The sequence below is a fragment of the Bradyrhizobium sp. BR14999 genome, from assembly GCF_056106085.1.
In genome coordinates this window covers 534,567-550,889 of record NZ_CM148536.1, presented here as the reverse complement: position 1 = coordinate 550,889, position 16,323 = coordinate 534,567, and the positions used below count along the sequence as shown (strand labels likewise).

Sequence of the window (16,323 nt, the reverse complement as noted above, 5' to 3'; positions counted from 1 at the left end):
CGCTACTGAACCTGGCCGAGACCAGCGAGGTCTTGGCACATGATTCACCATAAAGCGGGATGGTAAATGAGCAGTTGAGCGGAGGCGGTTTCAAGTCGGGGCCGTGACCTCTTTGAGGCCGGGCACAGCTTCCGACAGATCGTTGCTTCCGGGCCACGCCCGAATGTAACGGCCAGGGCTGTTTCGCGGCCTCAAGCCTTCAAGAACTCCGACGCCTTGTAGAGGGAGCGGAACGGCAGGCCGGCCGCGCCGAAAGTGTCCGTGGCGCCTTCCTCGCGGTCGACCATGGTCAGCACCAGCACCACATTGGCGCCGGTCTCGCGCACGGATTCTACCGCCTTCATCGCCGAGCCGCCTGTGGTGGTGACATCCTCGACGATCACGACGCGCTTGCCCGCCAAGGTCTCGCCCTTGGGCAAGCCCTCGATCGCGAGCTTGGCGCCGTGCTCCTTCGGTTTCTTGCGCACGAAGAACGCCGCGATCGGATGGCCCTTGATCCAGGAGATCTGCGCCAGCGCGCCGGCGAGCGGCACCGCGCCCATCTCGAGCCCGCCGATGAAATCGAGCTTGTCGTCTTTCAGCGCCTCGTAAGTGAGCTCGGCGAGCAGCGTCGCGCCCTCGGGGTCGAGCATGGTCGGCTTGAGGTTGAAGTAGAAATCGCTCTTGCGGCCCGACGCGAGCGTCACCTCGCCGCGGCCAAAGGAGCGCCGGCGGATGATTTCGAACAGGCGGGCGCGGGAGGCTGATTTCGACACGACGGTCCCTCGAACAGCGTTTTTGAAGGAGGCGGAATTTATCCGCGACCGCCGCGACATTCCAGAGGGGGCGTCTCCCGTCAACAGGGATCGGCCATTCCGCCCCGCCGGTTGTGGGGGTGCAACCTTCTGGAGTAGGTGAGGGCCGAACCTGGGGAAGGGAAGCAAGGCATGACCATCGAACTGCACACCTGGAACACGCCGAACGGCCGCAAGATCTCGGTCGCGCTGGAGGAGATGGGGCTGCCGTACAAGGTGATCCCGGTGAACATCACCAAGGGCGAGCAGATGGCCCCGGAGTTCCTCAAGCTTTCCCCCAATAACAAGATCCCCGCGATCGTCGACCCCGAGGGTCCCGACGGCAAGCCCGTCAGCATCTTCGAATCCGGCGCGATCCTGCTCTATCTCGGCGAAAAGACCGGCAAATTCCTGCCGAGATCGCTTGCCGCGCGCATCCCCGTCTATGAATGGCTGATGTGGCAGATGGGCGGCTTCGGCCCGATGCCCGGCCAGGTGCATCATTTCATCGCGCTCGAGAACGAGCACGACCGCGCTTACGGCCTGAAGCGCTTCATGGCGGAGACGCGCCGGCTCTATGGCGTGCTCGACCGCCGGCTGGAGGGCCGCGACTTCGTCGCCGGCGAGCTCTCGGTTGCCGATTTCGCCATCCTGGGTTGGGCCTGGCGCCATCCGCGCCACAAGGTCGATCTCGCCGACTTCCCCAACGTCAAGCGCTGGTACGAGGCGCTGATGGCGCGGCCCGCGGTGAAGCGGGGGATGGAGGCGAAGCTGGATTGAGGTTGCTCTTTAGCCTCTCCCATAAGGGAAACAGGAGATACCTCGCCCAATAGGCCAGCCGTCCTGCCGCATTATCCTGCCGATTCTTTTGTTGCCTAAGCAACTAATTTGTGCGAACCGTTTCCCAGACAAGGACGACGGCGGAGGAACCGCCGCGTCCGATCTCGGAGGAAACAATGCGCGGCCGGACTGGCGCCGTCGGCAAATGCTGGCGCACGTCTAGACATGAGGGGAGCGGACAGCCGGCGCGCGGCCTGTCAGGGCTCGGTGCCGCCGGTCACCGCGCCGAGATTTTCGTGCAGCCGGCGGAGCAGGTCGATCAGCACCTCGCGCTCGTCCTTGCTGAGGCAGGACAACAGGCGCCGCTCGCGTTCGAGCGCGGCGACGATGACCTTGTCGTGGGTGGCGCGGCCCTTCGCCGTGAGCGAGATCGAATGGGTGCGGCCATCGTTCGGGTCGGTGCGGATCGACACCAGCCCGCGCTTTTCGAGCCCGGCGAGCGTCCGGCTCACCGGCCCCTTGTCGAAGCCGATGACGTGGCAGATGCGCGAGGCTGGAATACCGGGCTCGATCGCCAGCAGCGACATGATCCGCCATTCCGTGACGTTGACGCCGAACTGGCGCTGATAGAACGCGGTCGCGCTGTTCGAGAGCTTGTTGGCGATGAAGGTGACGAACGCCGGGACGTAACGATCGAGATCGAGCGTCGGTCCCGCATCATTGGGCGCAGGCTTTTGGCGGACTCTGGTCGAAGACGGCGGCATATCGGGGTTCTGACTCGCGGCGGGCCGAGAGACCTAAGGGCATGCGCCGCCCTTTCACAAGATCAAAATGAGGGAGGTCTCCCATGACCGCATCCGGCTCCCAGGTATCACCGGGATCTGCGGCGGTGCCGCATCTCGACGTCGATCCCTTCGCGACGAATTTTTTCGCCGATCCCTATCCCACGCATGAATTGCTGCGGGAGGCAGGTCCGGTCGTCTATCTAGACAAATGGAGTGTGTACGGCGTGGCGCGCTATGCCGAGGTCCATGCCGTGCTGAACGATCCTGCGACCTTCTGCTCCAGCCGTGGCGTCGGCCTCAGTGATTTCAAGAAGGAGACGCCGTGGCGGCCGCCGAGCCTGATCCTGGAGGCCGATCCGCCCGCGCACACCCGGACCCGGGCCGTGCTGTCAAAAGTGCTGTCGCCGACCGTGATGAAGCAGGTGCGCGACCGCTTCGCCGCGGCGGCCGAGGCGCGGGTCGATGCGCTGCTGGAGAAGCGCAGCTTCGATGCGATCGCGGATCTTGCCGAGGCCTATCCGCTCTCGATCTTTCCGGATGCGCTCGGGCTGAAGCCGGAAGGACGCGAGCATCTGATCCCCTATGCGAGCGTGGTGTTCAATGCCTTCGGCCCGCCCAACCAGTTGCGCCAGGAGGCGATTCAACGCTCGGCGCCGCATCAGGCCTATGTCGCCGAGCAGTGCCAGCGCGAAAATCTGTCGCCCGGCGGATTCGGCGCATGCATCCATGCCCGCGTCGACGACGGCGAGATCACCGCGACCGAAGCGCCACTCTTGGTGCGTTCGCTGCTGTCGGCCGGCCTCGACACTACCGTCAACGGCATCGGCGCCGCGGTCTATTGCCTCGCGCGCTTCCCGGATCAATGGCAGCGCCTGCGCGAGGATCTCACGCTCGCGCGCGGCGCTTTCGAGGAGGCCGTGCGCTTCGAAAGCCCGGTGCAGACCTTCTTCCGCACCACGACGCGGGAGGTCGAGCTCTCCGGCGCGAAGATCGGCGAGGGTGAGAAAGTGCTGATGTTCCTCGCCGCCGCCAACCGCGATCCGCGGCGTTGGGACAAGCCCGACAGCTACGACATCACCCGCCGTACTTCCGGCCATGTCGGCTTTGGCTCCGGCATCCACATGTGCGTCGGTCAGCTCGTCGCCCGCCTCGAAGGCGAGGTGATGCTGACGGCGCTGGCCCGACGCATCGCGAAGATCGAGATCACGGGCGAACCAAAACGCCGCTTCAACAACACGCTGCGCGGGCTCGATAGCCTGCCTGTCACCATCACCCCGGCCTGACGAGGAGTTTTATGCCCGCCATCACCTTCATTCATCCGGACGGCAAGTCTGACCGCGTCGAGACCGGCGATGGCGAGAGCGCCATGCAGGCCGCGACCCGCCACGGCCTCGACGGCATTCTGGCCGAATGCGGCGGCAACGCCATGTGTGCGACCTGTCACGTCTATGTCGACGAGAGCTGGCTCGCGCGCCTGCCAGCAATCGCCGCCGACGAGGATGCGCTGCTCGACGGCACCGCGAGCGCGCGGCTGCCGAACAGCCGGCTGTCCTGCCAGATCCATGTCACGCCCGCGCTTGACGGGCTCATCGTGAAGCTGCCGGAGCGGCAGGTCTGAAATCTGAACCGCGCCGGCAACGATCGGCGTGGCACCAAATCCAACAGGGGAGGGAAACGATGAAGCATCTGAAGTGGGCACTCGCACTGGCTGCGAGCCTGGTGGCCGGCGCGGCAAGCGCCGAGATATCCGACAATGTCGTGCGCGTCGGCGTGCTCAACGACATCTCCGGCATCTTCCAGGACACCAACGGCATGGGCTCGGTCGAGGCCGCGCGCATGGCGGCGGAAGACTTCAACGGCGGCGGCAAAGGCATCAAGGTCGAGATCGTCTATGCCGATCATCAGAACAAGGCCGATGTCGGCAGCGCCATCGCGCGCAAATGGCTCGATGTCGAAGGCGTCGACGCCATTGTCGACGTGCCCAACTCGGCCGTCGGCCTCTCCATCAACACGCTCTTGCGCGACAGCCGCATGACGTTCCTGGCGTCCTCGACCGCAAGCTCCGATCTCACCGGCAAGGCCTGCTCGCCCAACACTATCCAGTGGGTCAACGACACCTGGGCGACCGGTAACACCACGGCAGCGGCGATGGTGTCGCGCGGCGGCAAGGAGTGGTATTTCCTCACGGTCGATTTCGCGCTGGGCAAGGGCATCGAGTCGGAAGCGCAGAAATACATCGATGCGCATGGCGGCAAGGTGATCGGCTCATCCAAGCATCCGCTCGGCACCTCCGATTTTGCGTCCTTCCTGTTGCAGGCGCAAAGCTCGAAAGCGCAGGTGATCGGCCTTGCTAATGCCGGTGGCGACACCATCAACGCTGTGAAGCAGGCCGCCGAGTTCGGCATCCAGCAGAGCGGCCAGAAGCTGGTCGCCTTCCTGCTCTTCATCAACGACGTTCACGGCATGGGCATCAAGGTCGCGCAAGGGCTCCAGCTCATGGAAGCTTTTTACTGGGACATGAACGATGACACCCGCGCGTTTGCAAAACGCTTCGCCGCGCGTCCGGGCATGAACGGCAAGATGCCGAGCGGCAACCAGGCCGGCGTTTATGCCTCCACGCTCGCTTATCTCAATGCGGTCGCAGCGACCGGCAGCGACAATGCGAAGAACGTCGTGCCCGAGATGAAGAAGTTCAGGGGCAAGGACAAGCTGTTCGGCGATACCATCATCCGCCAGGACGGCCGCGTGGTGCACCCGATGTACCTGTTCGAGGTGAAGAAGCCGGAGGAGTCGAAATATCCCTACGACTATTACAAGCTGGTCTCGACCATCCCAGCGGACCAGGCGTTCCGCCCGTTGGCGGAGGGCGGCTGCGAGCTGGTGAAGTAAATTGTTGCGGCGAGCGCGGTCTCCTTCGCCTCTCCCCGCGTGCGGGGAGAGGCCGACGCGCGCAGCGCGGCGGGTGAGGGGAGCCTCCGCGAGCCAGGTGCCTCTGGGAACGACGATCTTTCAGCACGTCATTGCGAGCGGAGCGAAGCAATCCAGAGTCTTCCCGCGGAGGGATGCTGGATTGCTTCGCTGCGCTCGCAATGACGATGGGGGAACATCGAAGGATTCGACTCTCACCGTCCCCGCGGAGACTCCCCCTCACCCCGACCCTCTCCCCGCAAGCGGGGAGAAGGAGAAGATCACCCAACGACCTTGCTACTTCCCTGCGTGATCAGCCGCGCCGCCCGCTGGTCGCGGGAGTAGATCCAGAGCCAGCTGAGCGCGACGCTGAGGCGGTGGCGGAGGCCGATCAGGAAGTAGATGTGGGCGATGCCCCAGATCCACCACGCGATGGTGCCGCGCAGCTTGATGCGACCGAAATCGATCACCGCGAGCCGCTTGCCGATCTGCGCGAGGCTGCCGGCGTGCTTGTAGCGGAAGGCGCCCTTCGTCTCGCCACGCAGCCGCGCTCTGATGGTCTCAGCGACATGGCGGCCTTGCTGCTTGGCCGCGGGCGCGATGCCGGGCACCGGCTTGCCCTCCCAGGCGTTGATGTTGACGGTGTCGCCGATCGCAAAGATCTCGGGATGGCCCGGAATCGTCAGGTCGCCCTCGACCTGCACGCGGCCGGCGCGATCGCTTGGTGCGCCCAGCCATTCGGCAGCGGGCGAAGCGCGCACGCCGGCGGCCCAGATCCTGGTCTTGGCGTTGAGCCGCGTGCCGCCGAACACCACGCCGTCGCGGTCGATCTCGGTCACGGGTTGCCCCAGCACCACCTCGACGCCGATTTTCTCCAGCGAGGCCTGCGCGTAAGCCGAGAGGTCGTCGGCAAAGCCCGCGAGCACGCGCGGGCCGGCCTCGATCAGCACGACGCGCGCCTTCGTCGTGTCGATGTTGCGGAAATCGCCGGGCAGAGTGTGGTGCGCCATCTCGGCGATGGTGCCGGCGAGCTCGACGCCGGTCGGGCCGGCGCCGACGATGACGAAGGTCAGCCGCGCCGCGCGCCTCTCCGGATCCGTCTCACGCTCGGCGCGCTCGAATGCCACCAGGATGTGCCGGCGCAGCGTGGTGGCGTCCTCCAGCGTCTTCAGGCCGGGCGCGAACTGCTCCCATTCGTCATGGCCGAAATAGGCGTGCCGTGCGCCGGTGGCGAGCACGAGGGTGTCGTAAGGCACCTCGCTGCCGTCGTCGATCAGCACGCAGCGCCTGTCGGTATCGACGCCGCTCACCGTCGCAAACAGCGTCGTCACCTCGCGCCGGCCCCGCATGAGATGACGGACTGGCCAGGCGATCTCGCTGGTCGCGAGCGAAGCGGTCGCGACCTGGTAGAGCAGCGGCTGGAACAGATGATGGTTGCGGCGGTCGATCAGCGTGATCTCGACCGGCGCGCCCGCGAGCCGGTAGGTCGTCTCCAGCCCGCCAAAGCCGGCTCCGACGATGACGACGCGGTGCGGTGTCGTGGTCATGATGTGCCCCTCGAATCTCGCTGCTCTACCTTCTCATTTAAGTGCGGATTGGCCGTCGCGGTCCAATAGCCGTCATCAATCGTCGCATAGGCCTGGTGTATCGATCCGCCGCGAAAAAGTGCCGCAGCCTTGACCATGCCTTGGCCGAAGTGAGTAGAATTATATTTCTTGCCATCCCCAATTCGGGCGAAATATGGTGCAGGGACGGGCGCTGAGCCGTTGGCGGCTCGACAGATTTTGCGTTCAATAAAGACTGACCCGGGCCGGCGATCACCCCGTTTCCGGGATCGATAATCAAGGAGGGGAGTGGTTATGAGGACGGCATTCTGGCTGGCGGGCGCAGCGGCGCTGGTGCTGGCAAATCCGGCATTCGCCGGCGACACCATCAAGATCGGCTTCGTCTCGACCTTCAGCGGCCCGACCGCCGTAATCGGCAATGACATGCGCAATTCCTTCGAGCTCGCGCTCGACCATCTCGGCCGCAAGATGGGCGGCAAGCCGGTCGAGGTGATCTACGAGGACGACGGGCAGAAGCCGGATGTCGGCAAGCAGAAGACCGAGAAGCTGGTGCAATCCGACAAGGTCGATTTCATCGTCGGCTACATCTGGTCGAACGTGCTGCTGGCCTCGCTCAAGACCGCGGTGGACTCACAGACCTTCCTGATCTCGGCCAATGCCGGTCCCTCGCAGCTCGCGGGCGAGCTGTGCTCGCCTTACGTGTTCTCGACCTCCTGGCAGAACGACCAGACCCCGCAGGCGGTCGGCACCTATATGAACCAGAAGGGCGTCAAGTCGGTGTTCCTGATCGGCCCGAACTACGCCGCCGGCAAGGACATGCTGGCCGGCGTGAAGAGCACCTTCAAGGGTCAGGTCGTGGGTGAGGAATACACGGTGTGGCCGAGCCAGCTCGACTTCTCCGCCGAGCTCACCAAGGCCAAGAACTCCAAGGCCGAATCGATCTTCGTGTTCTATCCGGGCGCGGCCGGCGTCCAGTTCCTCAATCAATACGCCCAGGCCGGCATCAAAGCGCAGATTCCGCTCTACACCGCCTTCACGATCGACGAATTGTCGCTGCCGCTGCAGAAGGACAACGCGCTCGGCGTGCCCGGCGCTCAGCAATGGGTCAACGATCTGCCCAACGACGAGAACAAGAAATTCGTCGCCGACTACCGCAAGAAGTATACCGGCCTGCGCCCGACCTTCTACGGCGCGCAGTCCTATGATGCCGCGAACCTGATCAACAGCGCGGTCGTCGCCGTGAAGGGCGACACCTCGAAGAAGGACGCGATGAAGGCCGAAATGGAGAAGGTGAACTTCAAATCGGTGCGCGGCCCGTTCAAATACGGCAACAACCACATCCCGATCCAGAACTTCTACCTGCAGGACGTGGTCAAGGACGCCGACGGCCAGCTCGCACTGAAGACCGTCGCCACCATCGTCGAGCACGACCAGGATCGTTTCCACGACAAGTGCAAGATGAAGTGAGCTGATCTGTTTCCTCTCCCCATCCCCGCTGCTTCTTTCCCTCTCCCCGCTTGCGGGGAGAGGGTAGGGTGAGGGGGAGCCTCCGCGGGGACGGAGACAGTCGAATTCCCCGATGCTCCCCACACTGTCATTGCGAGCCAACGGTTCCGCGCGAAGCGCGGCCCGATGACAGGCTCCGCGAAGCAATCCAGAATCCCTCCGCGGAAAATCTCTGGATTGCTTCGCTGCGCTTGCAATGACGTGTTGGAAGAGCGCTGCCCCCGATTGTCAGGTGACTCGCGGAGAGTGCCCCTCACCCGCCGCGCTACGCGCGTCGGCTTCTCCCCGCAGGCGGGGAGAGGCGAAGACACCTACGCTCTTGGCACGCTCGCGGGGCGCACTTCGCGGGCCTGCGCTGCGAGCCTGATGCCGGCATTGGCCGCGCCAAAGCCCGGATAGTTCCGCCGCTCGACGATCTCGAAGAAGAAGCGCTCGTCGAAGATGTGGGTGTAGACCTGGAAGAATTCGCCGTCACCCTCACGGTCGTAGAGGATGTGGTTGGCGCGCAGTTGCGCCATCAGCTCGGGCGCGAGGTCGTACTTGGCTTCGATGTCGTCGTAGTAATTATCCGGAATGTCCAGGAAATCCGCGCCGCGCTTGCGCATCTCCGCGACCGTCGCAAAAATGTCCCGGCATGCGAACGCGACGTGCTGCACGCCGGAGCCGAAGAACTCCGAGATGAAGCGCGATGGCAGCGTGCGGTTGGCGGAGGAACCGTTGAGGACGAAGCGCAGGCTCTGGTCTGCGTTGATGATGGCCTGGCTCTGCACCAGGCCTCTGGGGTCGGCGATCTCCATCTGCGGCAGCCGCGTCAGGTCGAGAATGCCGGTGTAGAACAGCAGCCAGGACAGCATCTCGTCATAGGGCATCGATTGCGCGATGTGATCGACCGCCAAAAGTGCATCGGCGCTCGTCTCGCTCGCGACCGGTTCGAAATCGGTGTCCCAGTTCTTGCCGGCCTGATCCAGGAAATAGAGCAGGCTGCCTCCGACGCCGTGGATCGCCGGGATCTCCAGCTCGCCCGGTCCGACCGGCTGATAGAAGGTGCGCGCCTTCAGCGCTTCGGCGCGCTGCATGGCAAGGCCCGCATTGTCGACGTTGAGCGCGATCGCACAGACGCCGGGACCGTGGGTGACGTAATGCGAATGCGCGAAGCCGTCGGTCTCGCAATTGATCACGAGCTCGACCTTGCCCTGCGACCAGCGCTCCACCGCCTTGCTGCGGTGCTTGCCGGTCTTGCGGAAACCGAGCTGCGCGAACAGGCGGGCAAGCTCGCCCGCCTTGGTCTCGTTGACGGCGAATTCGACGAAGCCGGTACCGTAGCTCCTGGCCTTCGGCGCCAGCGGCTCGTGGACGAGCTTTGGCCAGTCCGCTGCGAGCTGGTCCTCGAGCAGGATCAGCGAGCGCAGTCCGTCGATCGCGGTCTGCGCCGCCGACCCGGCGCGGAACTGGTCGTTGAAGATCTCCAGCGACAGCGGCCCGGCATAGCCGGTCGCAGCGACCGCCGCCATGAACTCGCCGACCGGCAGGTCGCCCTGGCCGGGGAAGGAGCGGAAGTGCCGGCTCCAGGAGAGGATATCGAGCTCGAGCCTTGGCGCGTCCGCAAGCTGCACCAGAAAAATCTTGTCACCGGGGATCGAGGCCATCGCGCGCGTCGGAAATCCCGGAGCCAGCGCATGAAAACTGTCGAGGATGATGCCGATCGCGGCATGATCGGCGCGGCGCACGATCTCCCAGGCATCGCGATAGTCGTTGACATGGCGTCCCCAGGCCAGCGCCTCGTAGCCGACGCGCAAGCCACGCTTCGCCGCACGCTCGCCGAGCTCGCGAAAATCGTCGGCGGCGCGGTCGATGCCGCCGAGCGAGGCGGGCGAAATGTTGGAGCAGATCAGCAAGAGATCGGTGCCGAGCTCCTGCATCAGGTCGAACTTGCGCTCCGCGCGGGCAAAGTTGCGCGAACGCTGCGGCTCGGGCATGCCCTCGAAATCGCGGAACGGTTGGAACGCGCAGATCTCGAGATTGAGATCCTTGCAGAGGCGCGCGACCTCGCGCGGGCTGGCGCCGAACGACAGTAGATCGTTCTCGAAGATCTCGACCGCGTCGAACCCGGCGGCTGCGATGGCGCGGAGCTTCTCGTCCAGTGCGCCGGAGAGGGAAACCGTTGCGATCGAGCGCTTGTTCATGCTGCCTGCTCCATGATCCGGCCCGGCGATACCGTGCGTCCCGTGCGCGCGGCTTCGCTTACGGCTTCCACCACCGCGAGCGTGCCCATCGCATCTTCGACCGAGATCAGCGGCTGCTCGCGGCCCGCGATCACGGCTTGGAAATGCCGCAGCTGCTCGGCGAGCGGATCGTAAGCGGAGAGTGCGACGGGCTTGCGAACCAGGGGCGCGTGCCAGCCGGGATTTTCTGAATACGACCACAGCTCCATGGTCGGCACCGACAGCGAGCCGTTGGTGCCGGCGAAGACGTAACAGGGCTGGTCCTGCTTGGGATAGACGACGTTCTCTCCCGAAGTCAGCTCCCAGCTCCAGGGTGCCGGCGTTGCATCGGAGACCGTCACCGTTCCGAGCGCACCATTGGCAAAGCGCAGCAGCAGCGCGGCGGTATCCTCGACGGCAAAGCCGCGCACCTTGTTCGAGGTCAGCGCCTGCACTTCGGCGATCTCGCCGCAGACGAAGCGGAGATTGTCGATGTCGTGGATCAGGTTGATCAGCAGCGGCCCGCCGCCCTGTTCGCGCCGCCAGGCGACCTCGAAGTAATCGTCGGGTTTCTTCAGCAGCCACAGCCCGGCCACGGCGGTGAGCTGGCCGAGCTTGCCGGTCGCGACAGCCTCGCGTGCGGCCTTGATGATCGGATTGTGGCGGCGGTGATGACCGACCAGCATCGGCACGCCGCTGCACTTGACCGCCTCACGGAGGCGACGTGCCGCTGCGACGCTGTCGGTCACCGGCTTTTCGATCAGCGCCGGCACGCCCGCCGCGGCGCAGTCGAGCGCCATGGGCAGATGCAGCGTGTTCGGCGAGGCGATGATCAGCCCGTCCGGCTTCTCCTGCTCCAGCAATGCGCGATGATCGGCATAGCAGGGCGTGTTGCGCGCCCGCGCAAAATCGCCAGCGGCCGGCGAAGGATCGGCAATGCCGGCCAGCACGCAATCCGGCGATGCCTCGATCAGCTCGATATGGCGGCGGCCGATCAGGCCCGCGCCGGCAACGGCGATGCGCATCTTGGCGCTCATGCCGCGCTCTCCTCCATGGCACCGCCCAGGAAGAGCTGGCCGATGCGGGGATCGTTCAAAATGCGCTTGGCGTCGTCGACCATGCGGGTCTGGCCGAGCTCGAGCACGATGCCGATGTCGGAAATCTCCAGCGCCGAGCGTGCGTTCTGCTCGATCATCAGGATCGTGACGCCGCGGTCGCGCAAGCTCTTGAGGATGTCGAAGGTCTGTTGCACCATCAGCGGCGACAGGCCGATCGAGGGCTCGTCGATCAGCACCAGCTTCGGTTCGAGCAGCAGCGAGCGGGCGATCTCGAGCTGCTTCTGCTCGCCGCCGGACAGCGTGGAGGCCTGCTGCGTCGATTTCCGCCGCAGTGCCGGGAACAGGTCGAGTGCTGCCTCGATCCGCCTCTGCAGGTCGAGGCCCTTCCCGGCCGCGACGCCGCCGAGCTCGATATTGTGGCGCACGGACAGCTCGGGAAAGATGTTGCGGCCCTGCGGCACGTAGCAGATGCCGGCATTGAGCAGCGCACGCTGGCTCAAGTTCGTGACGTCGCTGCCAGCAAAGCTGATCTTGCCCTCGCGCAGCTTGAGCAGGCCGAAGATGGCCTTGAACACGGTCGACTTGCCGGCGCCGTTCGGGCCGATGATCGTCGTGATCGTGGCTTGAGGTACGGCGAAGGTCGTGCCGTTCAAAATCGTCATCTTGCCGTAGCCGCCGACGAGATTGTGAACCGAGAGGATCGGGTCGCTCATGGTCACCTCCTCAATGTCCGAGATAGGCTTCGATCACGGCGGGGTTTTTCCGCACCTCGTCCGGCCGTCCCATCGCCAGCACCTTGCCTTCTGCCATCACCATGACGCGCGAGCACAGCGACATCACGAATTCCATATTGTGCTCGATCACGACGAAGGTGGCGTTCTTCTCGCGGTTGATCGCGACCAGGCGGTCCTTGAGGTCCGCCAGCATCGACGGGTTGACGCCGCCGGCGGGCTCGTCGAGCAGCACGAGGCGCGGGCCGCCCATGAAGGCCATGGCGGCATCGAGCAGCTTCTGCTGGCCGTAGGAGAGACCACCGGCCGGCTCGTCGGCGAGATGGTCGAGCTTGAAAAAGCCGATCATCTGGTTGGCGCTATCAGTCAGCCCGGCATCGGAGCGGCCGACCAGGCGCGAGGCCATGTTGCCCTGGTGTTCCTGGCCGGCGAGGATCAGGTTCTCGCGCACCGAGAGCTTTGGGAAGACCTGCAGGAGCTGGAAGGTGCGGCTGACCCCAAGCTTGTTGAGCTCGGCGGGCCGCAGGCCCGTGACGAGCTTGCCGTCGAGCTTGACCTCGCCGCCTGATGGCGTGAGCTGGCCGAGGATGCAATTGAACAGGGTCGACTTGCCGCAGCCATTCGGCCCGATCAGGCCGAGGATCTCGCCCTCGCGCACGTCGAACGAGACGCCGTCGACGGCGCTGATGCCGCCAAAGTTCTTCTTGATATTGGTAACCTCGAGGACCGCGCTCATTGCACCGTCTCCAGGCGCGATTTGGCGACGGCGCGCAGCGCGGACGCTGCCTTGGTCCGCCGTGCCGCCATGGCGCGATCGAGGATCCCCAAAATGCCGGTCGGCGACCAGATCAGCAGCAGCATGACGGCGATTGCGTAGAGCATGAGATAATAGCCCTCCGTGAAGCGCAGCCATTCCGGCAGCAGCACCGCGATCATGGCGCCGAGGAAGGGGCCGAAATAGAAGCCGGCGCCGCCGACGATCACCATCATCAACAGATCAAGTGAGAGCGACAGGTTGAACGGCACGGGATCGATATATTGCGTCAGCGGCGCGTAGAGCGCGCCGGCGACGCCGCCAAGCGCCGAGCCGATCGCAAACGCCATCAGCGTGTAGCGGCGGGTGTCGACGCCGAGCGATTGCGCGCGCAGCGGGTTTTCGCGCAGCGCCATGAAGGCGCGGCCCCAGGGCGAGCGGATCAGCCACCACACTGCGAGCGACACGATCGCGAGCGAGCCGAGGCAGACATAGTAGAACGGCAGCGGCTTGTTGGTCGCTAGCCCGAAGACGTGCGGCCGCGGGATGTTGGAGATGCCGTAGATGCCGCCGGTGAGCCAGCTCTCGTTGCGGAACACCAGGAAGGCGAGGGTGGAGAAGGCGAGCGTGACGAAGGCGAGGTAGTGGTGCTGCACGCGCAACGCGGGATAGCCGAGCACCCAGCCGACCGCGAAGCTTAAGGTAATCGCGACCAGTATTGCCGCCGGCAGCGGCCAGCCATGGGTGGCCATGATCGCCGCCGCGTAGGCGCCGATGCCGACGAAGGCGCCCTGGGCGAGCGAGACCTGGCCGGCATAGCCGAGCGTGAGGTTGAGCCCCATCGCGGCGATGCTCATCACCGCCCATTGGCTCAGGATGAACAGGCCGTAGCGGTTGAAGTTCATGGGAACGATGATCAGCGCAGCGATGACAGCAAGGCCGAGCGCGATCTTCAGGGGTTTGGCGAAGCCGCTCATACGGTGCGCTCCTCGGCGCGGCCGAGCAAGCCCTGCGGCCGGAACAGGATGACGGCGATCAGGAAAATCATCGGAACGGCGGCGCGGTACTGCGTCGAGACATAGGCGGCCGCGAGATTGTCGAGCACGCCGATCAAAAGACCGCCGGCGATCGCGCCGCGCACCTGGTTGAAGCCGCCGACGATCGCGGCGATGAAGGCGGCCTGGCCCAGCACCTCGCCAGAGGAGAATTTGGCGAGATAGATCGGTGTGATCAACAGCGAGGCCAGCGCCACCAGGAAGGCGTTGATCAGGAAGGTCAGCAGGATCATGCGCTCGACCGGCACGCCGATGATGCGCGCCACCGTCGGGTTTTGGGCAGCCGCCTGCATCTGGTGGCCGAGTGAGGTGCGGTTGAGCAGCGTGGTCAGGCCGACCACGGCAAGGATCGCGACGGCGAGGACGCCGATGCTTTGTAGCGATACCGCATGGCCGAGAACGGAGATATCGCCGGTCGGCACGATCGACGGAAAGGGCGAGGCCTCGGCGCTGAAGAACTGCTTGACGGATTCCTTGATGCCGATGGCCAGCGCCATGGTCGCGATCGCCAGCGGCAGCACGCCATGGCGCATCATCGGATCGACCAGCAGCATCTTGAAGGCGAGGCCGAGCAGGATCATCGATAAGAGGATGCCGAGGATGATCGCGAGCCAGAACGGCGCGCCGGCATGCATCGCCGCCAGCATCAGGAATGCCGGCAGCATCACGAACTCTCCTTGCGCGAAATTGATGGTCTGCGAGGTCTGCCACAGCAGCGTGAAGCCGACCGCGACCAGCGCATAGATCGCGCCGGTGGCAAGTCCCGCGACCAGAAGATCGAACAGATTGGACATGGGTTCTCTTTGATCGTTAGAGCCCGAGGGAACTGGATCGACGCGAGTTCAGGTCTATCACTCCCTCTCCCCGTCCTTACGGGGAGAGGGTGGGGGGTGAGGGGCGCTTTCCGCGCGTCCAATCTTCACCGTTGGCGCAGAAGCACCCCTCACCCCAACCCTCTCCCCGCGAAGAGCGGGGCGAGGGAGAAGAAGAACTCCCCGCTTGCGGGGAGAAGTGAAGGACCGCGTCCCTCACTTCACTTTCGGCAGCACCTGCTTCACCACCTGCTTGCCTTCGACCACCTCGACCAGGAAGCTCTGGCGGTCGATGTCGCCGGTGTCGCTGAAGGTGACGTCCATCAGGATGCCCGGCTCGTCCGCGGCCTTGATGGTCAGGCCGTGCAGCGTGTCGGCAAACTTCTTCGGGTCGACCTTGCCCATCTTCTCGGTGGTGGCCTTCACCATGTAGACGGCGAGATAGCCCTTCAGGCCGTTGTGGTCGGGTACGTAATTGTACTTCTTGGAAAACTTCTCGCGGAACGCCTTGATGAGGTCGACCGGCGCGTCGGTGGTGAGGCCGACATGGCCGCGCGCGCCATTGGCGGCATCGCCGGCGAGTTCGATCACCTTCTGGCCGATCAGTGTGGTCTCGCCCATCAGCGGCGCGGTGACACCCTGGCGCTTCAGTTCTTTCAGGATGCGCGCGCTCTCTTCTTCGTTCAGGTAGACGAACACGGCATCGGGATTGGCAGCCTTGATCTTGCCGACGTCGGCGGCGAAATCGGCCTGGCCCGCTTCGGTCGAGAGGTCGGCGACCACCTTGGAGCCGAGCCGATCGAGCTCTTTCACGATGACGTCGCGGCCGCCGCGGCCGAAATCATTATTGACCCAGACCACCGCGACCGACTTCGCCTTCATCTCGTCGTGGATGTATTTGGCGACCTTCGGCATCGAGGATTGCTGGCCGAACGAGGTGCGGAACAGGAACTTGTTGCCTGCTTGCGTCAGCTCGGCGGCCTCGCCGCCCATGATCTGCGCGATGCCGGCTTCGGCGGCGAGCGGCGCGGTGACCTTGACCGAACCGGAATAGCCGGGCCCCAGCAGCACATAGGGCTCGGCGTCGAGCGCCTTCTGCACCTGGGCGCGCGCGACGCCCGGGTTGGATTGCGAGTCGGCGTGGGTGACCTCCAGCTTGCGGCCGAGCACGCCGCCCTTGGCGTTGATCTCCTCGATCGCGAGATCGATGCCGTTCTTCCAGTTGGTGCCGACGGTCGCGCCGCCGCCCGAGAGCTCGGCGACATCGGCGAGCTTGATCGCCTGGGCAAAGGCGCTCGTTGCCGTCATGGCGGTGAGCAGCGCGCCCACCAGTAGCGTTGATTTCATCGTCCTCTCCTCCCGTTTCAAATCTTGCAAGCGGCCTTGTCCCCGGCCG

Annotated in this window: 15 protein-coding genes; 5 read left to right on the top strand and 10 right to left on the bottom strand. The window is 64.8% G+C overall.

Annotated elements, in window-relative coordinates; translation table 11 throughout:
• Positions 1-191: 191 nt before the first annotated feature.
• Positions 192-755 carry an orotate phosphoribosyltransferase gene (pyrE, locus tag ACR9YP_RS02560; protein ID WP_091885388.1) on the bottom strand — a complete coding sequence of 188 codons (564 nt, stop codon included), beginning with the start codon at positions 753-755 and terminating at the stop codon, positions 192-194.
• 171 nt (positions 756-926) lie between these two features.
• Here pyrE and ACR9YP_RS02555 point away from each other — a divergent pair, with 171 nt between their 5' ends.
• Positions 927-1,553 carry a glutathione S-transferase family protein gene (locus tag ACR9YP_RS02555; RefSeq protein WP_438104235.1) on the top strand — a complete coding sequence of 209 codons (627 nt, stop codon included), beginning with the start codon at positions 927-929 and terminating at the stop codon, positions 1,551-1,553.
• A gap of 257 nt (positions 1,554-1,810) precedes the next feature.
• On the opposite strand, the gene ACR9YP_RS02550 is transcribed toward ACR9YP_RS02555, so the two are convergent.
• Entirely contained in the window at positions 1,811-2,317 is a 507-nt protein-coding gene (locus tag ACR9YP_RS02550; RefSeq protein ID WP_128936925.1) for a MarR family winged helix-turn-helix transcriptional regulator, read from the bottom strand.
• 83 nt (positions 2,318-2,400) lie between these two features.
• Between ACR9YP_RS02550 and ACR9YP_RS02545 the strand changes: the two genes are divergently transcribed.
• Genes ACR9YP_RS02545 through ACR9YP_RS02535 form a run of 3 tightly spaced genes read left to right on the top strand, consistent with a single transcriptional unit; the run spans position 2,401 to position 5,227 of the window.
• Positions 2,401-3,621 (top strand): cytochrome P450, encoded by a 1,221-nt coding sequence (locus tag ACR9YP_RS02545; protein ID WP_438104237.1) that lies wholly within the window; start codon positions 2,401-2,403, stop codon positions 3,619-3,621.
• Between the two features lie 11 nt (positions 3,622-3,632).
• Positions 3,633-3,956 carry a 2Fe-2S iron-sulfur cluster-binding protein gene (locus ACR9YP_RS02540; protein ID WP_438104239.1) on the top strand — a complete coding sequence of 108 codons (324 nt, stop codon included), beginning with the start codon at positions 3,633-3,635 and terminating at the stop codon, positions 3,954-3,956.
• 59 nt (positions 3,957-4,015) lie between these two features.
• A complete protein-coding gene (locus ACR9YP_RS02535; protein WP_438104241.1) occupies positions 4,016-5,227 on the top strand; it encodes an ABC transporter substrate-binding protein in 1,212 nt (403 codons plus the stop codon).
• 299 nt (positions 5,228-5,526) lie between these two features.
• On the opposite strand, the gene ACR9YP_RS02530 is transcribed toward ACR9YP_RS02535, so the two are convergent.
• A complete protein-coding gene (locus tag ACR9YP_RS02530) occupies positions 5,527-6,792 on the bottom strand; it encodes an NAD(P)/FAD-dependent oxidoreductase (protein ID WP_438104243.1) in 1,266 nt (421 codons plus the stop codon).
• 312 nt (positions 6,793-7,104) lie between these two features.
• On the opposite strand from ACR9YP_RS02530, the gene ACR9YP_RS02525 reads away from it, so the two are divergent.
• Positions 7,105-8,277 carry an ABC transporter substrate-binding protein gene (locus ACR9YP_RS02525; protein WP_128936920.1) on the top strand — a complete coding sequence of 391 codons (1,173 nt, stop codon included), beginning with the start codon at positions 7,105-7,107 and terminating at the stop codon, positions 8,275-8,277.
• Between the two features lie 350 nt (positions 8,278-8,627).
• Here the strand turns inward: ACR9YP_RS02525 and ACR9YP_RS02520 are convergent, their stop codons facing one another.
• From ACR9YP_RS02520 to ACR9YP_RS02490, 7 genes are all read right to left on the bottom strand, one after another.
• Complete coding sequence (locus tag ACR9YP_RS02520) at positions 8,628-10,499, bottom strand: bifunctional sugar phosphate isomerase/epimerase/4-hydroxyphenylpyruvate dioxygenase family protein (RefSeq protein ID WP_438104245.1); 1,872 nt, start codon at positions 10,497-10,499, stop codon at positions 8,628-8,630.
• Complete coding sequence (locus ACR9YP_RS02515) at positions 10,496-11,554, bottom strand: Gfo/Idh/MocA family protein (protein ID WP_438104246.1); 1,059 nt, start codon at positions 11,552-11,554, stop codon at positions 10,496-10,498. The genes ACR9YP_RS02520 and ACR9YP_RS02515 overlap by 4 nt, the downstream gene beginning before the upstream one ends.
• Positions 11,551-12,288 (bottom strand): ABC transporter ATP-binding protein, encoded by a 738-nt coding sequence (locus ACR9YP_RS02510; RefSeq protein ID WP_438104247.1) that lies wholly within the window; start codon positions 12,286-12,288, stop codon positions 11,551-11,553. Before ACR9YP_RS02510 ends, ACR9YP_RS02515 begins: the two co-directional genes overlap by 4 nt.
• 10 nt (positions 12,289-12,298) lie before the next feature.
• On the bottom strand, positions 12,299-13,042 hold the full coding sequence (locus ACR9YP_RS02505; protein WP_091884839.1) for an ABC transporter ATP-binding protein: 744 nt from the start codon (positions 13,040-13,042) through the stop codon (positions 12,299-12,301).
• Positions 13,039-14,037 carry a branched-chain amino acid ABC transporter permease gene (locus ACR9YP_RS02500; protein WP_474218954.1) on the bottom strand — a complete coding sequence of 333 codons (999 nt, stop codon included), beginning with the start codon at positions 14,035-14,037 and terminating at the stop codon, positions 13,039-13,041. Before ACR9YP_RS02500 ends, ACR9YP_RS02505 begins: the two co-directional genes overlap by 4 nt.
• The gene (locus ACR9YP_RS02495; RefSeq protein WP_438104251.1) at positions 14,034-14,909 is read right to left on the bottom strand and encodes a branched-chain amino acid ABC transporter permease; all 876 of its coding nucleotides are present in this window, start codon (positions 14,907-14,909) and stop codon (positions 14,034-14,036) included. Before ACR9YP_RS02495 ends, ACR9YP_RS02500 begins: the two co-directional genes overlap by 4 nt.
• Before the next feature lie 234 nt (positions 14,910-15,143).
• Complete coding sequence (locus ACR9YP_RS02490) at positions 15,144-16,274, bottom strand: ABC transporter substrate-binding protein (protein ID WP_128936913.1); 1,131 nt, start codon at positions 16,272-16,274, stop codon at positions 15,144-15,146.
• Between the last annotated feature and the right edge of the window lie 49 nt (positions 16,275-16,323).

Coding starts and splice junctions, on each gene's coding strand:
- ACR9YP_RS02545 (WP_438104237.1), top strand. CDS start 2,401: ATGACCGCATCCGGCTCCCAGGTATCACCGGGATCTGCGGCGGTGCCG.
- ACR9YP_RS02515 (WP_438104246.1), bottom strand. CDS start 11,554: ATGAGCGCCAAGATGCGCATCGCCGTTGCCGGCGCGGGCCTGATCGGC.
- ACR9YP_RS02550 (WP_128936925.1), bottom strand. CDS start 2,317: ATGCCGCCGTCTTCGACCAGAGTCCGCCAAAAGCCTGCGCCCAATGAT.
- ACR9YP_RS02540 (WP_438104239.1), top strand. CDS start 3,633: ATGCCCGCCATCACCTTCATTCATCCGGACGGCAAGTCTGACCGCGTC.
- ACR9YP_RS02510 (WP_438104247.1), bottom strand. CDS start 12,288: ATGAGCGACCCGATCCTCTCGGTTCACAATCTCGTCGGCGGCTACGGC.
- ACR9YP_RS02495 (WP_438104251.1), bottom strand. CDS start 14,909: ATGTCCAATCTGTTCGATCTTCTGGTCGCGGGACTTGCCACCGGCGCG.
- ACR9YP_RS02500 (WP_474218954.1), bottom strand. CDS start 14,037: ATGAGCGGCTTCGCCAAACCCCTGAAGATCGCGCTCGGCCTTGCTGTC.
- ACR9YP_RS02490 (WP_128936913.1), bottom strand. CDS start 16,274: ATGAAATCAACGCTACTGGTGGGCGCGCTGCTCACCGCCATGACGGCA.
- ACR9YP_RS02525 (WP_128936920.1), top strand. CDS start 7,105: ATGAGGACGGCATTCTGGCTGGCGGGCGCAGCGGCGCTGGTGCTGGCA.
- ACR9YP_RS02530 (WP_438104243.1), bottom strand. CDS start 6,792: ATGACCACGACACCGCACCGCGTCGTCATCGTCGGAGCCGGCTTTGGC.
- ACR9YP_RS02505 (WP_091884839.1), bottom strand. CDS start 13,042: ATGAGCGCGGTCCTCGAGGTTACCAATATCAAGAAGAACTTTGGCGGC.
- ACR9YP_RS02535 (WP_438104241.1), top strand. CDS start 4,016: ATGAAGCATCTGAAGTGGGCACTCGCACTGGCTGCGAGCCTGGTGGCC.
- ACR9YP_RS02555 (WP_438104235.1), top strand. CDS start 927: ATGACCATCGAACTGCACACCTGGAACACGCCGAACGGCCGCAAGATC.
- ACR9YP_RS02520 (WP_438104245.1), bottom strand. CDS start 10,499: ATGAACAAGCGCTCGATCGCAACGGTTTCCCTCTCCGGCGCACTGGAC.